This window comes from Ferruginivarius sediminum, assembly GCF_003344765.1.
In the GTDB taxonomy this organism is placed as follows: domain Bacteria; phylum Pseudomonadota; class Alphaproteobacteria; order Kiloniellales; family Rhodovibrionaceae; genus Ferruginivarius; species Ferruginivarius sediminum.
Map to the genome: position 1 here is coordinate 31,731 of NZ_QPMH01000025.1, position 15,248 is coordinate 46,978.

The window sequence follows — 15,248 nt, forward strand, 5'->3', positions numbered from 1 at the left end:
CGCGGCCGCGACAAGCCACGCGAAACAAGGGGGAGGTCGAGAGCATGGCCAGCAAGGTTCGCATCAGCATCGGGGACGTGACGCTGGAAGCGGTCTGCCGCGATACGCCGACGGCCCGCGCCATCGTTGCTGCCTGCCCCATCGAGGCCAGCGCGAATACCTGGGGCGAAGAGGTCTATTTTACCGCCCCGGTCGACGTGCAGCGCGAGCCGGATGCCAAGGACGTGGTCGAGCCCGGCGAGATCGCTCTCTGGGTCGAGGGCGGCGCCATCGCCATCGGCTTCGGCCGCACGCCGGCCTCGCGGGGCGACGAGATCCGCCTTGTCGCGCCAACCAACATCTGGGCCGACGCGGCAGGCGACGTGCGGGAATTGAGCCGCGTTTCGGCCGGGGCGCCCGTGCGCGTGGAAGTCAGCGGATAAACGCCCGAAATACTTGTGGAATACGGGTGGCGGCTGACGGCGGCCCCGTTGCCCGGTTTGCGCACACTCATATATGCTGCCCTGCATGATGTCCGGGGCGCGCATCATATGCCTTGCATACTTGATCCTGACGCTACTCCCGGCCGGCCACGATGCGGCGTCGGCACGAAAGCCGGTTAACTTCTGCCTGGGCTGCCACGGTGCCAGACCGGTGACCTTCCACCGGCAATCGGGCGAGACCCGCGTCATCGCAATCGGCATGGAGCGGCTGCGGCAGTCCGAGCATGGCGAAGTCGATTGCCAGCAATGCCACGTTCGCGGCTTTGCCTTCTTCCCGCATCCGATGGAAATCACGGAAACCCGCACCTGCCTGGAGTGCCACCCGCGCGAAGGCGGCGCGGCGGAACGGGATCGGGCCCATGACTTCGACGCGATCGGGGCGGAATTCCGCGACACCGCCCACCATACCAGCCACCCCGAGGCCTTCCGTTGCGAAAGCTGTCACGATCCGCACGCCGTAAAACCGCCCGATGGCAGCATGCCCATCGCCACCCTGATCGAAACCCAGAATGCCATCTGCCGCGAATGCCATGTGGAGAGTGCGGCGGAAGGCCCCCTGGCGGCGCCGGCGGAAGGCGGGCTTCCAGCCGTTCACGCAGGCTTGCCGCATGCCGCGCTGCATCTTGATGGCCTGCGATGCATCGACTGTCACGCACCGGCGGATGCGGCGGTCTCGCACCGGCTTGGCGGTCGCAACGGCCGGCCTGCGCGATGTGGCGATTGCCACGCCCGCGAGACCATCCTGAACGCCAAGCTGCTCCGCCACCACCCGAAGGACAGTAGTGGCGGCTTTGCCGGGTTCACGAATGCCGGCCTGCTGCGCCACGCCTACGTTTTCGGCGCGACGCGCAGTGTCGTCATCGACTGGCTTGGCTATCTGGCGGTCGGCGCGGTGACGCTGGGGCTGGCGGCGCACGGCGGGCTCGGTCTCTATTTCCGCCAACGCCCGCGGAGGCGGCGCAATGTCGGATAAGCGCGGCGAATCCTCTGTCCATGTTCCGGGCTGGCTGCGTTTGTGGCACGCGGGCATGGCGCTGACGGTTGTCGTACTGACGCTCACCGGCCTGCTCGTGCATTTCGGAGGATGGGTGCCGGGCAATGGGCTTGCGTCCGTTGTCGCCATTCATGAGGCCACCGGGATTGCCGGCGGGGTCATCTACGCCCTGGGCCTGACCGGGCTTGCCGCGAGTGGCGATTGGCGGCGCTACCTGCCGCCGCGACGCCATCTGATTGGCAGCCTCGCCGAGCAGTTCCGCTATTACGCTTTTCGGTTGCCGCGGCAGGACCTGGCCAAGGTCACGGCGCGGGAGCAACGGTTCAATCCCTTGCAGCAGTGTGTGTACCTCGCGACGCTCGTCGTCTGTCTTCCGGTTCTGCTCGGCACCGGAATAGCCTTCATGTTCCCACAAACCTTGCCGAAGACGATCATGGGCTACGCGGGCCTGTGGCCGGTTGCGGCCTTACACACGCTGGCAGCCGTTTTCGTGCTGATATTCCTGCTTGTGCACATCTATCTGGCGTTTGCCGCCGCGCCGCATCTGGCCAGCCTGCGCTTGATGGTGACGGGCCATTGGCGGCACTGAGGGGGCTGCGCGCATTGCGGGAAGGTGTCCCGCCCGGCGCATCGACCGCTCGGCTACACGTACGGGCCTTATCGTGCTACCCGTACGCCCCATGAGACAAGTGGAATTGACGACGGCCTTGACCGGCGGAAGCTGCCAACCCACGCAACGCCGGATGGGCGCGACAGAAGCATGAAATTCGACCGCAGGGAACTCCTGACCCTGGTCGGCGCAGGCGCGCTGACCGGAATCGCTTCACCGTTGCGGGCCGGCAACGGGCCGTTCGCGGTTCACCGGCCTGAACCGGGGCTGGTCGAGGCTCATCTGACGGCGGCGCCCACCCGGCACACCGTGGCGGGCCGCGATGCCGAGCTTTGGACTTATGGCGGTGGGTTTCCGGGCCCCGAATTGCGGCTGCGCGCCGGGGAAACCCTGAGGCTCCACTTTCACAACGACTTGCCGGAAGTTACCAACCTGCACTTTCACGGCCTGCATATCCCGCCGACGGGCCGGGCCGACAACATCTGGATCGATATCCCGCCCGGCGAGAGCTTCCGCTACGAGTTCGAGATCCCGGAAAGCGAAACCGGGACGTTCTGGTATCACCCGCACGCCCACGGCCGGATCGCCAGGCAAATGTGGCGCGGCCTCTCGGGCCCCCTCGTCGTCGAGGGCGGTATCGACGACATGCCGGAGCTTCGCGCCGCCGATGACCGCACGATATTCCTGCGGGATATCGAGTTCATGGGCGACGTCCCCACAAGGCACTGGCCCAACGACTGGTCACACGGCAAGGAAGGACGGCTTGTCCTCTGCAACGGCCAGAGCGCGCCGACGATCCAGGCACGTGCCTCGCTGGTGCGACTGCGGCTGATAAATGCCAGCAATGCCCACTATATGCGCGTGGGCCGCGCGGACGGGCGGCCTCTGCACGTCATCTCCACGGATGGACGTACACTCGCCAAGACACGTACGGCTGAGGACGTACTCCTGACGCCGGCACAGCGCATGGACGTCTTGGTGGAAATGCCGAAGGATACGGAGGTCGAGCTTCTGCACCTTCCGTACGACCGCCGCTCGCCGCACCTCTCGCGGCGACAAACCCTGGCGACACTACGGCCGCCGGAGGAACACCTTTCGATCCCGGTGCCGGAGATGCTTCAGTCTTTCGCAGCACCCGATCCCGCACGCGCAGTCCGCCGGCGCTTCATCAGCATGGCGATGTTTTTGCTGAACGGCCAGCCTTACAACCCGGACCGCATCGATCAGGTGGGGCGGGGCGGCGACATTGAAATCTGGAAGGTCTCGAACGTCGGGACGATGGACCACCCCTTCCACATGCACACCTGGTACTTCCAGCCGCTTACGATGAACGGGCAACCGTGGCCGTACTCGTGCTGGCGCGACACAGTCAACCTGACGCCCGGCGACACCGTGGAGCTACTGGTTCCGCTGAGCCACTACACCGGCAAGACCGTCTACCACTGCCACATCGCCGAGCACGGCGACAAAGGCATGATGGGCATACTTGACGTACGCGACGCGTAAGCGCGCCGCAATTGGGCTGGGACGCGACCGCAAAAACAAAGCCCCGGGCCATGACTGGTCCGGGGCAATCTCAGTTCACGACGTTGCGGAGATCAGCGGTCGTTGAGACCGTCTTCGTTTTCCGGAATAAGGCCGGCAACCTGGAGCCGCCGGACCATCTGGGCCCGCTTCGTGCGAACGTTCTCGATCGGGTCCGCTCGGAAACGGGCGATGTCGGCCGCCGTATAAGGCTTGAAGTCGGCGGCCAGCTCCCCCTCTCCGTACGTCTTTAGCATCCAGTTCATCACGTTGGCCAATTCCGCGTCGTCCAGCATCGAGTAGACGACGCCCGGAATGCTGGCGATGTACTCGCGGCCGCCTTCGATTTGCGTGTAATAGCCGACGAAATCGGTCAGGCGCGGCACCGAACCACTGGCCCCCTCACCATCGGCCCGGTGGCATCCCTGGCAGTTGCGGGCGAAGCCGTCGACGGCGCCCTTGATGACGGGGACATGGGCCGCCGCGCTCTGCTTGCCCTCAAGCGCCTTCAGCAAGGCCGCGCGCGCCTGGGTGCGCACTTCGCGCGGGGTGCGCTTGGGCTCCTGCCGCTTGGCAACCTCCTCGGCGGTGAAGGGCTCGAAGTCAGCCGGCAGCGTGTCGGCGTTGAAGGTGTCGAGGATATAGTTCAATACATCCGCCACCTTGCCGTCCGGCCAGCTCGCGAAGGCCGGCATGATGCCGTTGTAACCGACGCCATCGATCTTGACCTTGCCGTACATGCCGTAGGAGACAAGCTGGACCAGATAGTCCCTTCCCTCCTCCAGCTCAACGTACCCGCCGAGCCGGTCGAGCAGCGCCGGGTAAAGCCCGGGCGCTCCCTGACCGTTCGGCCGATGGCAGGCCGCGCACTTCGCCTCGAACGCTGCCTGTCCTTCCTCTGCTCCCTGGGCCGCCGCGGCCGTCAGCGAGACCGCGGCGGTTGCCAGGAGAAGCGAAATCCTGCGCCAGACGCCCATCAGGCCTCGCCAATCAGGGCTGCGCTGGAGCAGTGGTACACCATGCTGGGCGCGCCGAAGCACCAGATGATGTCGTTGTTGAGCTGCGGCCGGTAGATCGGCATCTCCCCCTCGGTGGCAAGACAGGCGCAGCGCGCGCAGCTATCCTTGCCGCAGCAGTCGCGGTAGGCCAGCAGATAGGTCTTGCCGTCGTCCGGGTTTATGCAGCTTCCCACCCACGACGTCGGCGAGGGCTGCGTGCCCGGCGGGCAGGTGCTGGGACCGCCGCCGCAGCAGCCGCACATGTAGCCGTCGATCGCGCAATACCGCCAGTAGTTGCACTGCGTGGGATCGTCGGTCTGCGCGGTCTTGGCGAACTCTGCCGCCTGCGCCTCCTTGGTGCGGCCGGTGCGGTCCACCGGCAGGATCGGCAGCACCGCGCCGCCGACCAGCGCCATGCCGACGCGGGCCAGGAAGCTGCGCCGCGAGGTATGGTTCGCCATGGCGCGGCTCATGCGCTCGAACACCCGGTCGAGCACCTGGGAATGAACGTCGCTCATCTCTTATCCTCCCCGTCTGTCGTATCGTGTCACTGCGTGCCCGCGCCGGCGTGCTCGCCCTCGGCGGCGCCGTTCGGGCGCGCGGGCGCGCGGCCAGTGGAATGGGCGTCCAGGTAGTCCTGGATCGAGCCGTAGCCGGTTTCCTTGGCTTCCAGCAGGCTTTCCAGATGCTCGCGGCTGTTCACCAGGCCCTTGGCCCGGATGAAGCCCTCATCGTCGACCAGGATAGCGTAAGGCAGCTTGCCGACCTGATAGGTCATGCCGACCTCGGCGGCGACGACGTAAGGCACGTCCTGAAGGTTCTGCTTCTCGACGAAGGCCTTCTGCTCGGCGATATCGCCGTCGCCGACCAGGATAAGATCCAGGCCGCCGCGTTCCCCGCGAGCCACGGACTTGGCCAGCGGCAACAGCTTCTTGCACACCGGACAGCTTGGCGAGACGAACAGCATCATCTGGCTGCGCGGCCGCTTGCCGCCGATATGCACGTCCTGGCCGTTCAGGTCCTTCAGGTCGAAGGACGGCGCGGCGTCGCCGACGCTGACGGCGCGGTCGGTCATCAACGCCCCCATCGGCGCGACGCGTTCGTGCAGAACGCCGATCTGGCGCACCAGCCCGAACACCGCAACAGCCAGGCCAATCACCAGGAGCAGCAGGACTGCCTGGGAGATGGCGAGTGCTTCCAACATAGGCTTAAGCCTCCTTCCGACGACCGCCGGCCGGCTCGAAGCTGCCCAACCGGCTGATCGTCGCGTACACGATCGCGATGGCCACGGTGGCAAGGACCATGGTGGCGAGGTCGAGCCACGTGACCATGCGGCCGCCGGCGGGCACCGCCGCAAGCGCGGCAAGCGCCACCAGCACCAGGTTCCGCGCCACCAGCGTCCAGCTCAGATACTGCTTCAGGCTGGAGGCGAAGCAGCCGCAGTCGATCTGCGTGCGGCCACGCTTGATGTTCACGATCATCGCCAGCGCGAAGACAACAAGCAGGGCCGCCGTCGCCACGGCCGCCGGGGTCTGGGTGGCCGGAACGATCAGGCCGACGGCCAGCACCAGTTCCACCGGCGGCAGGAGGTAGGCGACGGGGCGAACCAGGAACTCCGGCAACAGCCGATAGTTACCGACCACCCCGACGAACTCCTCCAGCGAGCGGAGCTTGGCCACAGCGGCCCAGCCCAGCACCAGCGCCAGCACCAGCCGCGCGATCCAGGTGAGCGTGGGATCGGCGAGTATGGACACGACGTACCTCCGTGTCTCTCCGGCTTACTCGCCGTGAACCATCAGAACGAGCGGGGAATCGCCCAGCTGACCCATCGTGCCCTTGTGCGCATAGCCGTTCGCGGCATCGAAGATGCTGAGGCTCGCGGCCTCGGTCAGGGCATAGAGCAGCGGCTCGTCGTCCTTCGTCACCGCCACCGACGCGGCATGCTCCTCCAGCTCGATGCGATCCAGCCGCTTGCCCTCGCTGGCGTCGAACACCCAGATCTCGCTGCCGGCGTTCTTGTGCGTCCACTCGCCGCCCTGGTGCATCAGGACGAACAGGCGGTCGCTGCCCGGGTGATAGCTTGCCGGCATCCAGCCGCCCGGCCGCCAGTTCTCGGCCTTGTCCTCTTCGCTGACCAGCGACCAGGCATCGCCGACCTCGGGCGTCTCGCCACTCATGTCTGTCGGATAAACCATGCCGTTATAGGAGATATAGTAGGTCATCTCCGCCGAGGTGGACACAGCCGCGTGCTCGAAAACCGGATCGTTCTGGGCATCGAAGAACGGCTCGCCGCGCGACAACTCCGCCTCGCCGTTCTCGTCGAAATCCACGGTCAGGAGCGAGCCATCCGCGCACAGCATGGCGAAGCGGCGGTCCGCCATCGGATACATCAGCGCGCAGCCCGGCGTTTCGATCTCGCCGACGTATTCGTCGTTCTCCAGGTCGACGACGCTGACCGAGGTGGCCGGGTCCATGTTGTAGGACAGCAGGAAGCGGCCGTCGGGCGTGGAAATTGCGTCCCAGCGCTTGGTGACGACGAGGAAACGGCCTCGCGGCAGCTTCACCTCGCCGGTGGGCGACAGCGTGCTGGCGTCATAGGTCGTCACCACGTCGGTGCGCTCGCCGCGCGTGCCGCGCGACCAGAAGGTCTCGGCGAAATACAGCTCCTTGCCGCCCTTACCCAGCACGAGGTTGGGTACGTAGCCGGCGTTCATCGTGCCGATGACCTGCTGCTCGTCGCCGTCGACGACGTAGACCTTGCCCGCGATCAGATGCGGAAACACCGGATCAAGCACATAGACCCGGTGATCGCCCGGCTCACCAAGGGTCACGGTGTTGTGCTCCTCGGCGACCGGCATCTTCGCGCCCTCGGGCACCTGCGCCGCCGCTGTCCCGGCGAACAGAACGCCGGCAAGCGCGGCCGCCATGGCCGAAGCCGGCCAAGCCTTGCCCCACATCGCGTTTCTCCCTTTCCCATCTGCCATATCGTTCTCGGCCGGATGACCGACCATTTATTGATCCCGGCCGTTCATTGATAGCGGCCGTAACGCTCCAGCACTTCACACTTGTAGCCGTCCGGATCCTCGACGAAGAAGAACCGGGCCAGCTTCTCGCCGTTGTGGTCGAGTTGCTTGATGTCCTTCGGCTGCAGCCCTTCGCTCTGAAAGCGCTTGTGCTCGGCGTCCAGGTCGTCCACGCACACGGCGAAATGGCCGTAAGCCTCGCCGTGCTGATACGGCTCGGTGCGGCCCTTGTTGGCCGTCAGCTCCAGCTCGAAGTCGTTCTCGTCATTGCGCAGGTAGACGAGGTCGAAACTCTCGAATTCGATCCGCTTCGCCGGCTTCAGACCGAACGCCTTGTCGTACCAGGCGATCGAACGATCGATGTCGACGACGCGGATCATCATATGAATGGCCTTCGCCATGCGCCCATCCTCATTGTCCGCGATGAATTGCCTGATCGCAGGCTAGGACGGGCGGGCATGAGGTGGGTAGTACATAGGTACTACAGGCACCCGGAAGATCTATGAGGACGTCCTTAGACCTGCTCCACGACAGCCGCCTCGCGGGCGCAGGCGGTCATCGTGCGCTCGCGGTCCTGGGCATAGCGCAGACAGGCGATACGCAGCAGCGAGGTGAAGTTCACGACATCGCCATAGGTCTCCAGCACTTCGTCGTAGAGGCGGGAGATGAACCGCGGCGTCGACATGTCCTGCGCGGCCGCGATCTCGTCCAGGATGTCCCAAAAGATCGACTCCAGCCGAATACTGGTCACATGCCCGCCCAGCCGGAGCGAGCGCGGCACGCCTTCGTAGTCACCTCGATCTATCGACGCAAAAACGTGACACATGGATGGTCCCCTTACCGCGATCTCCGCCAGCCCGGTTGCAATCGCGTTCATTTAATCGGCATCTTTCGGCTGGATTACCGGTAGCATACTCCGCCGACGCTGTACGACGGAAGCGCGCCCAAGGCGAACATTACAACTCTTCTACTCTTCTAAAGTCTTGGTGGGATACACGGACGGTTAAGACCGCCGGCACACCGAGGCTGACGTCACCACGACAGCCGACCGCAGCAGCCTCAATCCGGCCATCCTGGTTGTCGCCCTCCGGTCACTTTTGTTGACGCACTACAGCAATTCCTTGATCCTGTATTCATGCTCCTGTGTGGGATAGACCACGCAGATGCGTCGCGACATTGACACGCGGTCAATCCGGCCTGTTCGACGCTGGAAAGGCGGAGGAGGTGGTTCACGATGTTCACGGCGCTTCTCAGTTCCATCGTTCGCAGCGGTAGTCTTTGCGTGATCGATTCAGCCGGTCGGCGGCGGACGATTGGCGACGGTTCGGCTCCGGAAGTTACACTGCGGCTGACCTCAAAGGCGAGTGAATACACCCTCGCCCTCAATCCGGCGCTTTCGGTCGGTGAAGCTTACATGGATGGCCGGCTGGTGATCGAGGAAGGCACCCTTTATGACTTCCTGGACGTTATGGCACGCAACTACGACACCACGGCAAGCCCATGGTTAGCCTTTCTCGAGCGGCTCGGCAAAAGGCTGAAGCAGGCCAACCCCGTTGGGCGGGCGAGGCGCAACGTGGCGCATCATTACGACCTCTCGTCTGCACTGTACGACATCTTCCTCGATTGCGACCGGCAGTATTCGTGCGCCTACTTCCAAGATGCCGACGAGTCCTTGGAAGAGGCGCAGGAGAACAAGAAACGGCACATCGCCGCGAAGCTCTGCCTGGACCAGACCGGATTGAAGGTGCTGGACATCGGGTCCGGCTGGGGCGGCCTGGGCCTCTATCTCGCCGAGACCTGCGGGGCCACAGTCACCGGCGTTACCCTCAGCGCTGAACAGCACCGCCTTAGCATGGAGCGGGCGTCGCAATCGCCGGCTGGCACGCGTTTGCGTTTCGAGCTACAGGACTACCGCGAGTTGGAAGGTCCCTTCGACCGGATCGTATCGGTCGGGATGTTCGAGCATGTCGGCAAGAGAAACTACATCGAATTTTTTACTCGGGTCCGCGAGCTTCTCAGCGACGACGGCATCGCGCTGATCCACTCGATCGGTTATGCCGACGATCCGGCGCCGATCAATCCCTTCATACGCAAGTACATCTTCCCAGGCGCGGATTTGCCATCTTTGTCCGAAGTCTTCGCGGCAGTCGAGCGGACAGGCCTCTGGGTCACCGACGTGGAGATCCTGCGGCTGCACTATGCCGAGACGTTGCGCCACTGGCGCGTGCGCTTCATGAACCGGTGGGAAGAGGTCGCGGCGCTCTACGACGAGCGCTTTTGCCGCATGTGGGAGTTTTATCTCGTGCTTTGTGAGATCGGCTTCCGGCGGCGAACAAACATGGTCTTCCAGATGCAGATCACACGGCGCATCGATGCCGTCCCGATAACACGAGACTACATGGTCGACACCGAGCGGCAAGCAAAGGCGGCTCCCCTTCCGCCTAAGTTCACGGTGGCCAGATAAATGACATGAATGTACTGGTGCAATACGCACCTTATGTCGAAATAGCTCAATATTATTAGAGTTTTATAAATTATAGTGCTGATATAATAAAATAACAGCTCATCCTTTACAATCAGACAGCGCCATATCTTGTGCCTTCGCAATTGGGAAGCGGCAAGTGGTCCTGGAGAGGGTGCTGGCCATACAACTCTGGCCGACGGTGGGACTGAGCCCCTACAAGGGCGCTTGGCTGATGCCGCACAAGCTGCGACGGGCGATGGTGGATCTGGACCCTCCGCTGACGGGCACGGTCGAGGTCGATGAAACGCCGACCACATCCAGGCGAACCTGAAGCAAAGCGATGAGCCCTTATTCAATATGAATTTTCGTCACGAATTTTTCTATCAACGACATCTATGAATGCGCGGCACGCCAAGGAACGTAAAGAAAGCGACGAAAGGCGAATTAGCCACCGGCCTCATGTTCGTGACCATGACCGGCGCCATCTTCGAGTTCGCGGTCGGGCATCGGCTCCCCAGTGAAATATGCCCGTGCGCCTTTGTGTAACGGAACACTGGAATCCGGTTTCTGCGCGAGGGTTGGCACCGGCGTGAGCGGTGCCGGCAGGTCGCGAATCGCTTCAGCAATCGTTCTGGCAAGCAACCACGCATGCCGCGCCGGAAAATCGGCCCGACAAACAAGCAGGAAATCACCAAGGCCGACGAGCCTTCGAAGCTGCACTGGACCGTAATCGGCAAATGGGGGCAGGCCACGCCGAAGAGCCGCGGCGTCATCCGGGCGCATCAGGGCAAGGTCCAGTTGTCCCGTGCTGATCAAGCTTGCCACGCGTGCCTTGTGCGGCGCCCGGCTGACCCGCGCGCGGCTGTCCGGCAGCCTCTCAGCCAGCACCTCGGCAAGGCGCTGGCCCAAGGCGAACGACGGCGGGTCCACCTTCGTCGTCAGGATCAGCAGGAAGCGCTTTCGATAGACGCCCCACTGCCCATAGGGCGCATGGCCCGTTGCCGGCAACGCGATCAGCCCGCCAAGGGCAAGACGCAGCACGGCCCGCCGGCTTGCAGGCGCAAGCTTGATGTGACCCGTCATTCGCGGAAGATCGTGGTGGGAATGATGGCCGAGACCGTGTAGTTCGGCACGTCTACCAGTTGCCCGATCCTGAGGTCGGCGGCCACGCTGGCCACGACGTAAGCCTGTTGCGGTGTCAGCCCCTTCTCTTCCACCATCCAATCGATCAAGGCGACAAGGGCGTTACGCGCCGCCAGCGTCAGGTCTTCCGACAGGTTTTCCAATGGCCCGATCTTCTCGCCGTCCAGATAGGTGGAGAACACCGGCACCTCCCCCTGCTCCTTCAGCGGAAAACCCGTCGTCGCATAGAATTCCGACGGCGCCAGGCGCTTCAGCTCATCGCCCCCCTCGAAGTGCGGTACCTTGACCTGGGCGGCCTCGCCCCTGCGGATCTCAGTCGCCACCGTGACCTCGGCACCCATCTCGATGGCGGTGCCGGAGACCTCGCCGTCTCCCTGGGCGTAATGCACATCGCCGATGAACAGCCCGCAACCGTCGACGAAGCACGGCAGCAGCAACGTGGTGCCGATCTGCATCTGCTTCACGTCCATGTTGCCGCCGTTCTCGCGCGGCGGGATCGTTCGCAGGCACTCATCCTTATGGGTGCCCTCGGGGCCGCAGACCTCACTGGGCAAGGCGCTTGTCGGCTCCGGGGTCAAGACGACGCCGCCCGCCGATTGCAACGCCGCCTCGCGCGCCAGGATGTTCTCCAGTTCCGGCTCGCCGGGCAGAACGCCGACAGAGCCCATGAAGCCGTTGAACGGAATGGCGACACCGGGAATCTCGTCGGAAACCGCCTCCACCCGCGTCAGCTTCCAGTTGGCGATGAAGGGTTCGGTGTAGCGGTCGCGCAGAAAGCCGAAGCCCGGCACGATCACGGTATAGCCGTACTGGTCGGGCTTGATGTCCAGCAGCGTCACCGCCAGCACGTCGCCGCGCTTGGCGCCCTCGATATGGACCGGACCCGTCATGGGATGGACGAGATTCAGGTCGGCCGCCGTGACGTCCTCGGGCTGCGAGTTCAGGTCGAAGTCGGAATCCAGGGCGTCCCGCGTTTCGAAGACAAGGTGCTGGCCCGGCTTGGCAAACGCGACCGGTTCGATCGCCGGGTGAAGGCGGTTCATGCAGTTGGTATCGTCGGCGCAATGCGTCCCGGTCTTCTCGATGCGCAGCACGTCCCATGCCTTGACGTCGGTGGTATCGGCGCGCGCCGACATGTTGGCAGCCGCCAGGATTAGCGCGATGCCCCCTGCTGCAAGATATTGCCCGGCTCTCATGACCGCCTCCTTGCGCTCTTCCTGTCGCTCAGGCGGAATGCGCGATGGCTGCCGGTTCCGCCTGTGCACTTGGAACGCGCAAGGGATGCGGCCGGTTGCTTGCGCCGACCGGACCGAATCAGAGGCCCAGCAGCTTCATGAAGCTCATGTCATAGGAAACGCCGCCGGTTGTCGGGATGTCGAGGTGGCCGAGGTCGTGCACATGCACGTCGTCGGCCGAATGCGAGCGCAGGATCGAAAGGGCCTTATCCTCCTGCGAAGCGTCGCCCAGACGGACCCATAGCAGGATGCCGCCGCGGTCGAGTTGATCCTGCAGATAGTGTGCGTGGTGCTGGTCGATGAAGCGCTTAAGGAAACCCCCGGCGAAGCCGCCCGCCCCACCCGCCAGCGCCGCCGCCAGGATGGCCACGCCGACCGCACCACCGCTTGCTACGACGAAGCCGGCCGCCGTCACCGCCCCGACATAAGCCAGCCCGCCGCCCAGAAACGCCTCGAACTCCGTGCGGGAATCCGGCCCGGCATAGGCCATGCGCGGCACATCAGGGTCGTCCTCGATCTCGGAAACCTTCTTGAAGTAATGGCCCAGGGTTTCCTCAACGGCCTTATGGCCTGCAAGAAGGCTGATCTGCGAACGGTCCAGGCCCGCAACCAACAGCTCGTCCACCGCGTCGACCAGCGTGCGTTCGTCGTGGAACACGCCAACGGCTTCACGAAGTTCCCGGTCGCCGCCTGCAGCGGAAAAATTACTCTCGGAATCCGCCATTGCGCACCTGCCGCAGGTCTTCGTTTCCTCCTTATTTCAACCCAATAGTGGCGCGGACCCCAGTACCACTTTCGATACAGATGATTTTGCCGCCACTAGCCAGTCCTTCGAATGTCTATCCGCGGTCCCTGAGACACAATTTTGTGGGATGCACGATCCAGGGCAACTCGCGAAAAATCCCTGACATGAATTGATTTCGAGCAAGATAATACGACAACTCACGCAGCGCCCTCGACAAGGCGGAGTCAAAAAAAACCGACTTGGCGGCTGTCATCGCTGCCGAAGGACGGCTCCCGATGAGCCGGGTGGCCGAGACGCTTGGAGTGACGCGCTCGAACCGCCGCTGGTGCCCGGACGGCCTGGAATTCACCTGCTGGAACGGGGGGATCGTGCGGATGGCGTTCATCATCGACGCCTGCGACCGCGAGATCCTGGTCTGGATGGCCGGCGCCGGCGCCGGCATCAGCAGCTCAGACGCGCGGGATATGATGCTGCAGGCGGTGGAGAGCCGGTTCGGAACCTTGCGGGCGCCGCACGCGATCGAGCACCTGTCCGATAACGGCAGCGCCTACACGGCCAAGGACACGCTGGGCGTCGCCGCGGCGCTCAAGCTCGCGCCGTGCTTCACGCCGGTCGCCAGCCCCGAATCCAACGGCCTCTGCGAAGCATTCGTGAAAACCTTCAAGCGCGACTACGTCCGCAGTGCTTCCACGAGAGCGATGAAGCGATTATCGTAAGCGGCCGGCCAAGACCGCCCTCCTGCGATCGCTGGATGCCGCGGAAATTGGCGAGCTCAGGCGGCCGCTGGCTGCCAATTCCACGGCAGCAGATCGTCCAGCCGCTTGTTCGAATGGTCGTTGATCCTGGCCAGGAGATCGGCGAGGTAGGCTTCCGGGTTCAGACCGGCGAGCTTCGCCGTCTCGATCAGCGTCATGGCGTCGGCGAATGTCTCGCCGCCGGCGTCCGAGCCCGCGAACAGCGCGTTCTTCCTGGTAAGGACCACTGGCCGCAGCGCGCGCTCGGCCGGGTTGTTGTCGATCGCCACGCGGCCGTCGTCGAGGAACAGGGTGAACGCCGCCCAGCGGCGCAGCGCGTAGCGCATCGCCTTGGCGAGGTCGCCCTTGCCAGGGATGCGTTCCAGTTGGTGTGCGCACCAGGCACGGAACCCCTCGACCACCGGCGCGCTTTTCTCCTGGCGCACGGCGCGCCGCGCCTCGGCGGCCTGACCGTTGATCGCGCGCTCGATGTCGTAGAGGACGCCGATCCGCGCCAGCGCCTCCCGCGCGATCTCCGAGCCGGTCGCCTTCCAGACATCGTGGAAGTCGCGCCGGAGGTGGGCCCAGCACGCCGCCTCCCGGATCGTCGACGCGTCGTCCAGCCCCGGCTCGTAGAGCTTGCGGAACCCGGCGTAGGCGTCGGCCTGCAGGATGCCCTCGAACGCGGCGAGGTGTCGCTGGGGATGCGCGCCCTTGCGGTCGGGCGAGAAGTAGTACGCCACCCCGGGCGGATCGGCGCCGCCCCACGGCCGGTCATCGCGGACGTAGGCCCAGATCCGGCCTTCCTTGATGGGGCGCGGCCGGCCTTTCGCCTTCCGACCCTGCGGATCGAGCACCCGGATCGGCGTGTCGTCGGCGTGCAGCCGGTCGCTCGCCATCACGTGCGCTTTGATCCGCTCGGTGAGCGGACTGAGCACCGTCGCGGCCTGGCCGCACCAGTCGATCAGTGTCGAGCGCGGGATGTCCGCGCCCATCCGCGCCAGGATCTCGCCCTGGCGGTACAACGGCAAATGGTCGTCGTACTTGCTGACCAGGATGTGCGCCAGTAGGCCCGGGCCGGCCATACCGCGCTCGACCGGCCGGGTCGGTGCGGGGTGCTGGTGGATCGTCTCGCAGCGCCGGCATGCCTTCTTGGGCCGGCGCGTCTCAATCTGCTTCAGCTTGGCCGCGACCAGTTCCAGGATCTCGGCGCTGTCTTCGCCCACCAAGCGCAGCGGGCCGCCGCAGTCGGGACAGCTGTCGCCCGGATCGAGAACGACGCGCTCGCGCGGCGTG

General features: G+C 64.6%; 17 protein-coding genes and 1 pseudogene. 7 read left to right on the forward strand and 11 right to left on the reverse strand.

All coding sequences use genetic code 11. The features are described 5' to 3' along the window. The first annotated feature begins 44 nt into the window (after positions 1-44). From DRB17_RS17660 to DRB17_RS17675, 4 genes are all read left to right on the forward strand, one after another. Positions 45-422 (forward strand): cyclophilin-like fold protein, encoded by a 378-nt coding sequence (locus tag DRB17_RS17660; protein ID WP_114583570.1) that lies wholly within the window; start codon positions 45-47, stop codon positions 420-422. A gap of 211 nt (positions 423-633) precedes the next feature. Then, a complete protein-coding gene (locus DRB17_RS17665; protein WP_161958882.1) occupies positions 634-1,455 on the forward strand; it encodes a cytochrome c3 family protein in 822 nt (273 codons plus the stop codon). Next, entirely contained in the window at positions 1,445-2,065 is a 621-nt protein-coding gene (locus DRB17_RS17670; RefSeq protein WP_114583558.1) for a cytochrome b/b6 domain-containing protein, read from the forward strand. The genes DRB17_RS17665 and DRB17_RS17670 overlap by 11 nt, the downstream gene beginning before the upstream one ends. 171 nt (positions 2,066-2,236) lie before the next feature. Beyond that, positions 2,237-3,592, forward strand: coding sequence for a multicopper oxidase family protein (locus DRB17_RS17675; protein ID WP_114583559.1), 1,356 nt, complete (start codon positions 2,237-2,239; stop codon positions 3,590-3,592). A gap of 92 nt (positions 3,593-3,684) precedes the next feature. Here the strand turns inward: DRB17_RS17675 and DRB17_RS17680 are convergent, their stop codons facing one another. From DRB17_RS17680 to DRB17_RS17710, 7 genes are all read right to left on the reverse strand, one after another. Then, the gene (locus DRB17_RS17680; RefSeq protein ID WP_114583560.1) at positions 3,685-4,587 is read right to left on the reverse strand and encodes a cytochrome c; all 903 of its coding nucleotides are present in this window, start codon (positions 4,585-4,587) and stop codon (positions 3,685-3,687) included. Further along, positions 4,587-5,126: a methylamine dehydrogenase (amicyanin) small subunit gene (gene mauA, locus DRB17_RS17685; protein ID WP_114583561.1), complete on the reverse strand. Its 540-nt coding sequence runs from the start codon at positions 5,124-5,126 to the stop codon at positions 4,587-4,589. The genes DRB17_RS17680 and mauA overlap by 1 nt, the downstream gene beginning before the upstream one ends. 29 nt (positions 5,127-5,155) lie before the next feature. After that, complete coding sequence (mauD, locus tag DRB17_RS17690; protein ID WP_206607935.1) at positions 5,156-5,812, reverse strand: methylamine dehydrogenase accessory protein MauD; 657 nt, start codon at positions 5,810-5,812, stop codon at positions 5,156-5,158. 4 nt (positions 5,813-5,816) lie between these two features. Beyond that, on the reverse strand, positions 5,817-6,362 hold the full coding sequence (locus DRB17_RS17695; protein ID WP_206607936.1) for a MauE/DoxX family redox-associated membrane protein: 546 nt from the start codon (positions 6,360-6,362) through the stop codon (positions 5,817-5,819). Between the two features lie 24 nt (positions 6,363-6,386). Next, positions 6,387-7,565 carry an amine dehydrogenase large subunit gene (locus DRB17_RS17700; protein ID WP_161958883.1) on the reverse strand — a complete coding sequence of 393 codons (1,179 nt, stop codon included), beginning with the start codon at positions 7,563-7,565 and terminating at the stop codon, positions 6,387-6,389. A gap of 71 nt (positions 7,566-7,636) precedes the next feature. Then, positions 7,637-8,032 carry a VOC family protein gene (locus DRB17_RS17705; RefSeq protein WP_114583563.1) on the reverse strand — a complete coding sequence of 132 codons (396 nt, stop codon included), beginning with the start codon at positions 8,030-8,032 and terminating at the stop codon, positions 7,637-7,639. A 113-nt stretch (positions 8,033-8,145) separates the two neighbouring features. Next, positions 8,146-8,508 (reverse strand): ribbon-helix-helix domain-containing protein, encoded by a 363-nt coding sequence (locus tag DRB17_RS17710; protein WP_241503883.1) that lies wholly within the window; start codon positions 8,506-8,508, stop codon positions 8,146-8,148. A gap of 357 nt (positions 8,509-8,865) precedes the next feature. On the opposite strand from DRB17_RS17710, the gene DRB17_RS17715 reads away from it, so the two are divergent. Both DRB17_RS17715 and DRB17_RS21020 read left to right on the forward strand, forming a co-directional pair. Continuing rightward, positions 8,866-10,095 carry an SAM-dependent methyltransferase gene (locus DRB17_RS17715; RefSeq protein WP_114583564.1) on the forward strand — a complete coding sequence of 410 codons (1,230 nt, stop codon included), beginning with the start codon at positions 8,866-8,868 and terminating at the stop codon, positions 10,093-10,095. Positions 10,096-10,252: 157 nt separating this feature from the next. Further along, the gene (locus DRB17_RS21020) at positions 10,253-10,426 is read left to right on the forward strand and encodes a hypothetical protein (RefSeq protein ID WP_153242384.1); all 174 of its coding nucleotides are present in this window, start codon (positions 10,253-10,255) and stop codon (positions 10,424-10,426) included. A 113-nt stretch (positions 10,427-10,539) separates the two neighbouring features. On the opposite strand, the gene DRB17_RS17720 is transcribed toward DRB17_RS21020, so the two are convergent. From DRB17_RS17720 to DRB17_RS17730, 3 genes are all read right to left on the reverse strand, one after another. Then, positions 10,540-11,136, reverse strand: a complete 597-nt coding sequence (locus tag DRB17_RS17720) for a TAXI family TRAP transporter solute-binding subunit (RefSeq protein WP_147274944.1) — start codon at positions 11,134-11,136, stop codon at positions 10,540-10,542. A gap of 38 nt (positions 11,137-11,174) precedes the next feature. Further along, complete coding sequence (locus tag DRB17_RS17725) at positions 11,175-12,434, reverse strand: acetamidase/formamidase family protein (protein ID WP_206607937.1); 1,260 nt, start codon at positions 12,432-12,434, stop codon at positions 11,175-11,177. 118 nt (positions 12,435-12,552) lie between these two features. After that, positions 12,553-13,197 carry a hypothetical protein gene (locus DRB17_RS17730; RefSeq protein ID WP_193725750.1) on the reverse strand — a complete coding sequence of 215 codons (645 nt, stop codon included), beginning with the start codon at positions 13,195-13,197 and terminating at the stop codon, positions 12,553-12,555. A gap of 221 nt (positions 13,198-13,418) precedes the next feature. Between DRB17_RS17730 and DRB17_RS17735 the strand changes: the two are divergent. Next, positions 13,419-13,898, forward strand: a pseudogene (locus DRB17_RS17735) (DDE-type integrase/transposase/recombinase); the annotation flags it as partial. A 92-nt stretch (positions 13,899-13,990) separates the two neighbouring features. Here the strand turns inward: DRB17_RS17735 and tnpC are convergent. After that, the coding region (tnpC, locus tag DRB17_RS17740; protein ID WP_114583567.1) for an IS66 family transposase at positions 13,991-15,248 on the reverse strand (1,258 nt) is incomplete at its 5' end.

Excerpts from the sequence above, each read along its gene's own strand:
- DRB17_RS17660 (WP_114583570.1), top strand. The coding sequence starts at position 45 with ATGGCCAGCAAGGTTCGCATCAGCATCGGGGACGTGACGCTGGAAGCG.
- DRB17_RS17670 (WP_114583558.1), top strand. The coding sequence starts at position 1,445 with ATGTCGGATAAGCGCGGCGAATCCTCTGTCCATGTTCCGGGCTGGCTG.
- DRB17_RS17675 (WP_114583559.1), top strand. The coding sequence starts at position 2,237 with ATGAAATTCGACCGCAGGGAACTCCTGACCCTGGTCGGCGCAGGCGCG.
- DRB17_RS17680 (WP_114583560.1), bottom strand. The coding sequence starts at position 4,587 with ATGGGCGTCTGGCGCAGGATTTCGCTTCTCCTGGCAACCGCCGCGGTC.
- mauA (WP_114583561.1), bottom strand. The coding sequence starts at position 5,126 with ATGAGCGACGTTCATTCCCAGGTGCTCGACCGGGTGTTCGAGCGCATG.
- mauD (WP_206607935.1), bottom strand. The coding sequence starts at position 5,812 with ATGTTGGAAGCACTCGCCATCTCCCAGGCAGTCCTGCTGCTCCTGGTG.
- DRB17_RS17700 (WP_161958883.1), bottom strand. The coding sequence starts at position 7,565 with ATGTGGGGCAAGGCTTGGCCGGCTTCGGCCATGGCGGCCGCGCTTGCC.
- DRB17_RS17705 (WP_114583563.1), bottom strand. The coding sequence starts at position 8,032 with ATGGCGAAGGCCATTCATATGATGATCCGCGTCGTCGACATCGATCGT.
- DRB17_RS17710 (WP_241503883.1), bottom strand. The coding sequence starts at position 8,508 with ATGAACGCGATTGCAACCGGGCTGGCGGAGATCGCGGTAAGGGGACCA.
- DRB17_RS17715 (WP_114583564.1), top strand. The coding sequence starts at position 8,866 with ATGTTCACGGCGCTTCTCAGTTCCATCGTTCGCAGCGGTAGTCTTTGC.
- DRB17_RS17725 (WP_206607937.1), bottom strand. The coding sequence starts at position 12,434 with ATGAGAGCCGGGCAATATCTTGCAGCAGGGGGCATCGCGCTAATCCTG.
- DRB17_RS17730 (WP_193725750.1), bottom strand. The coding sequence starts at position 13,197 with ATGGCGGATTCCGAGAGTAATTTTTCCGCTGCAGGCGGCGACCGGGAA.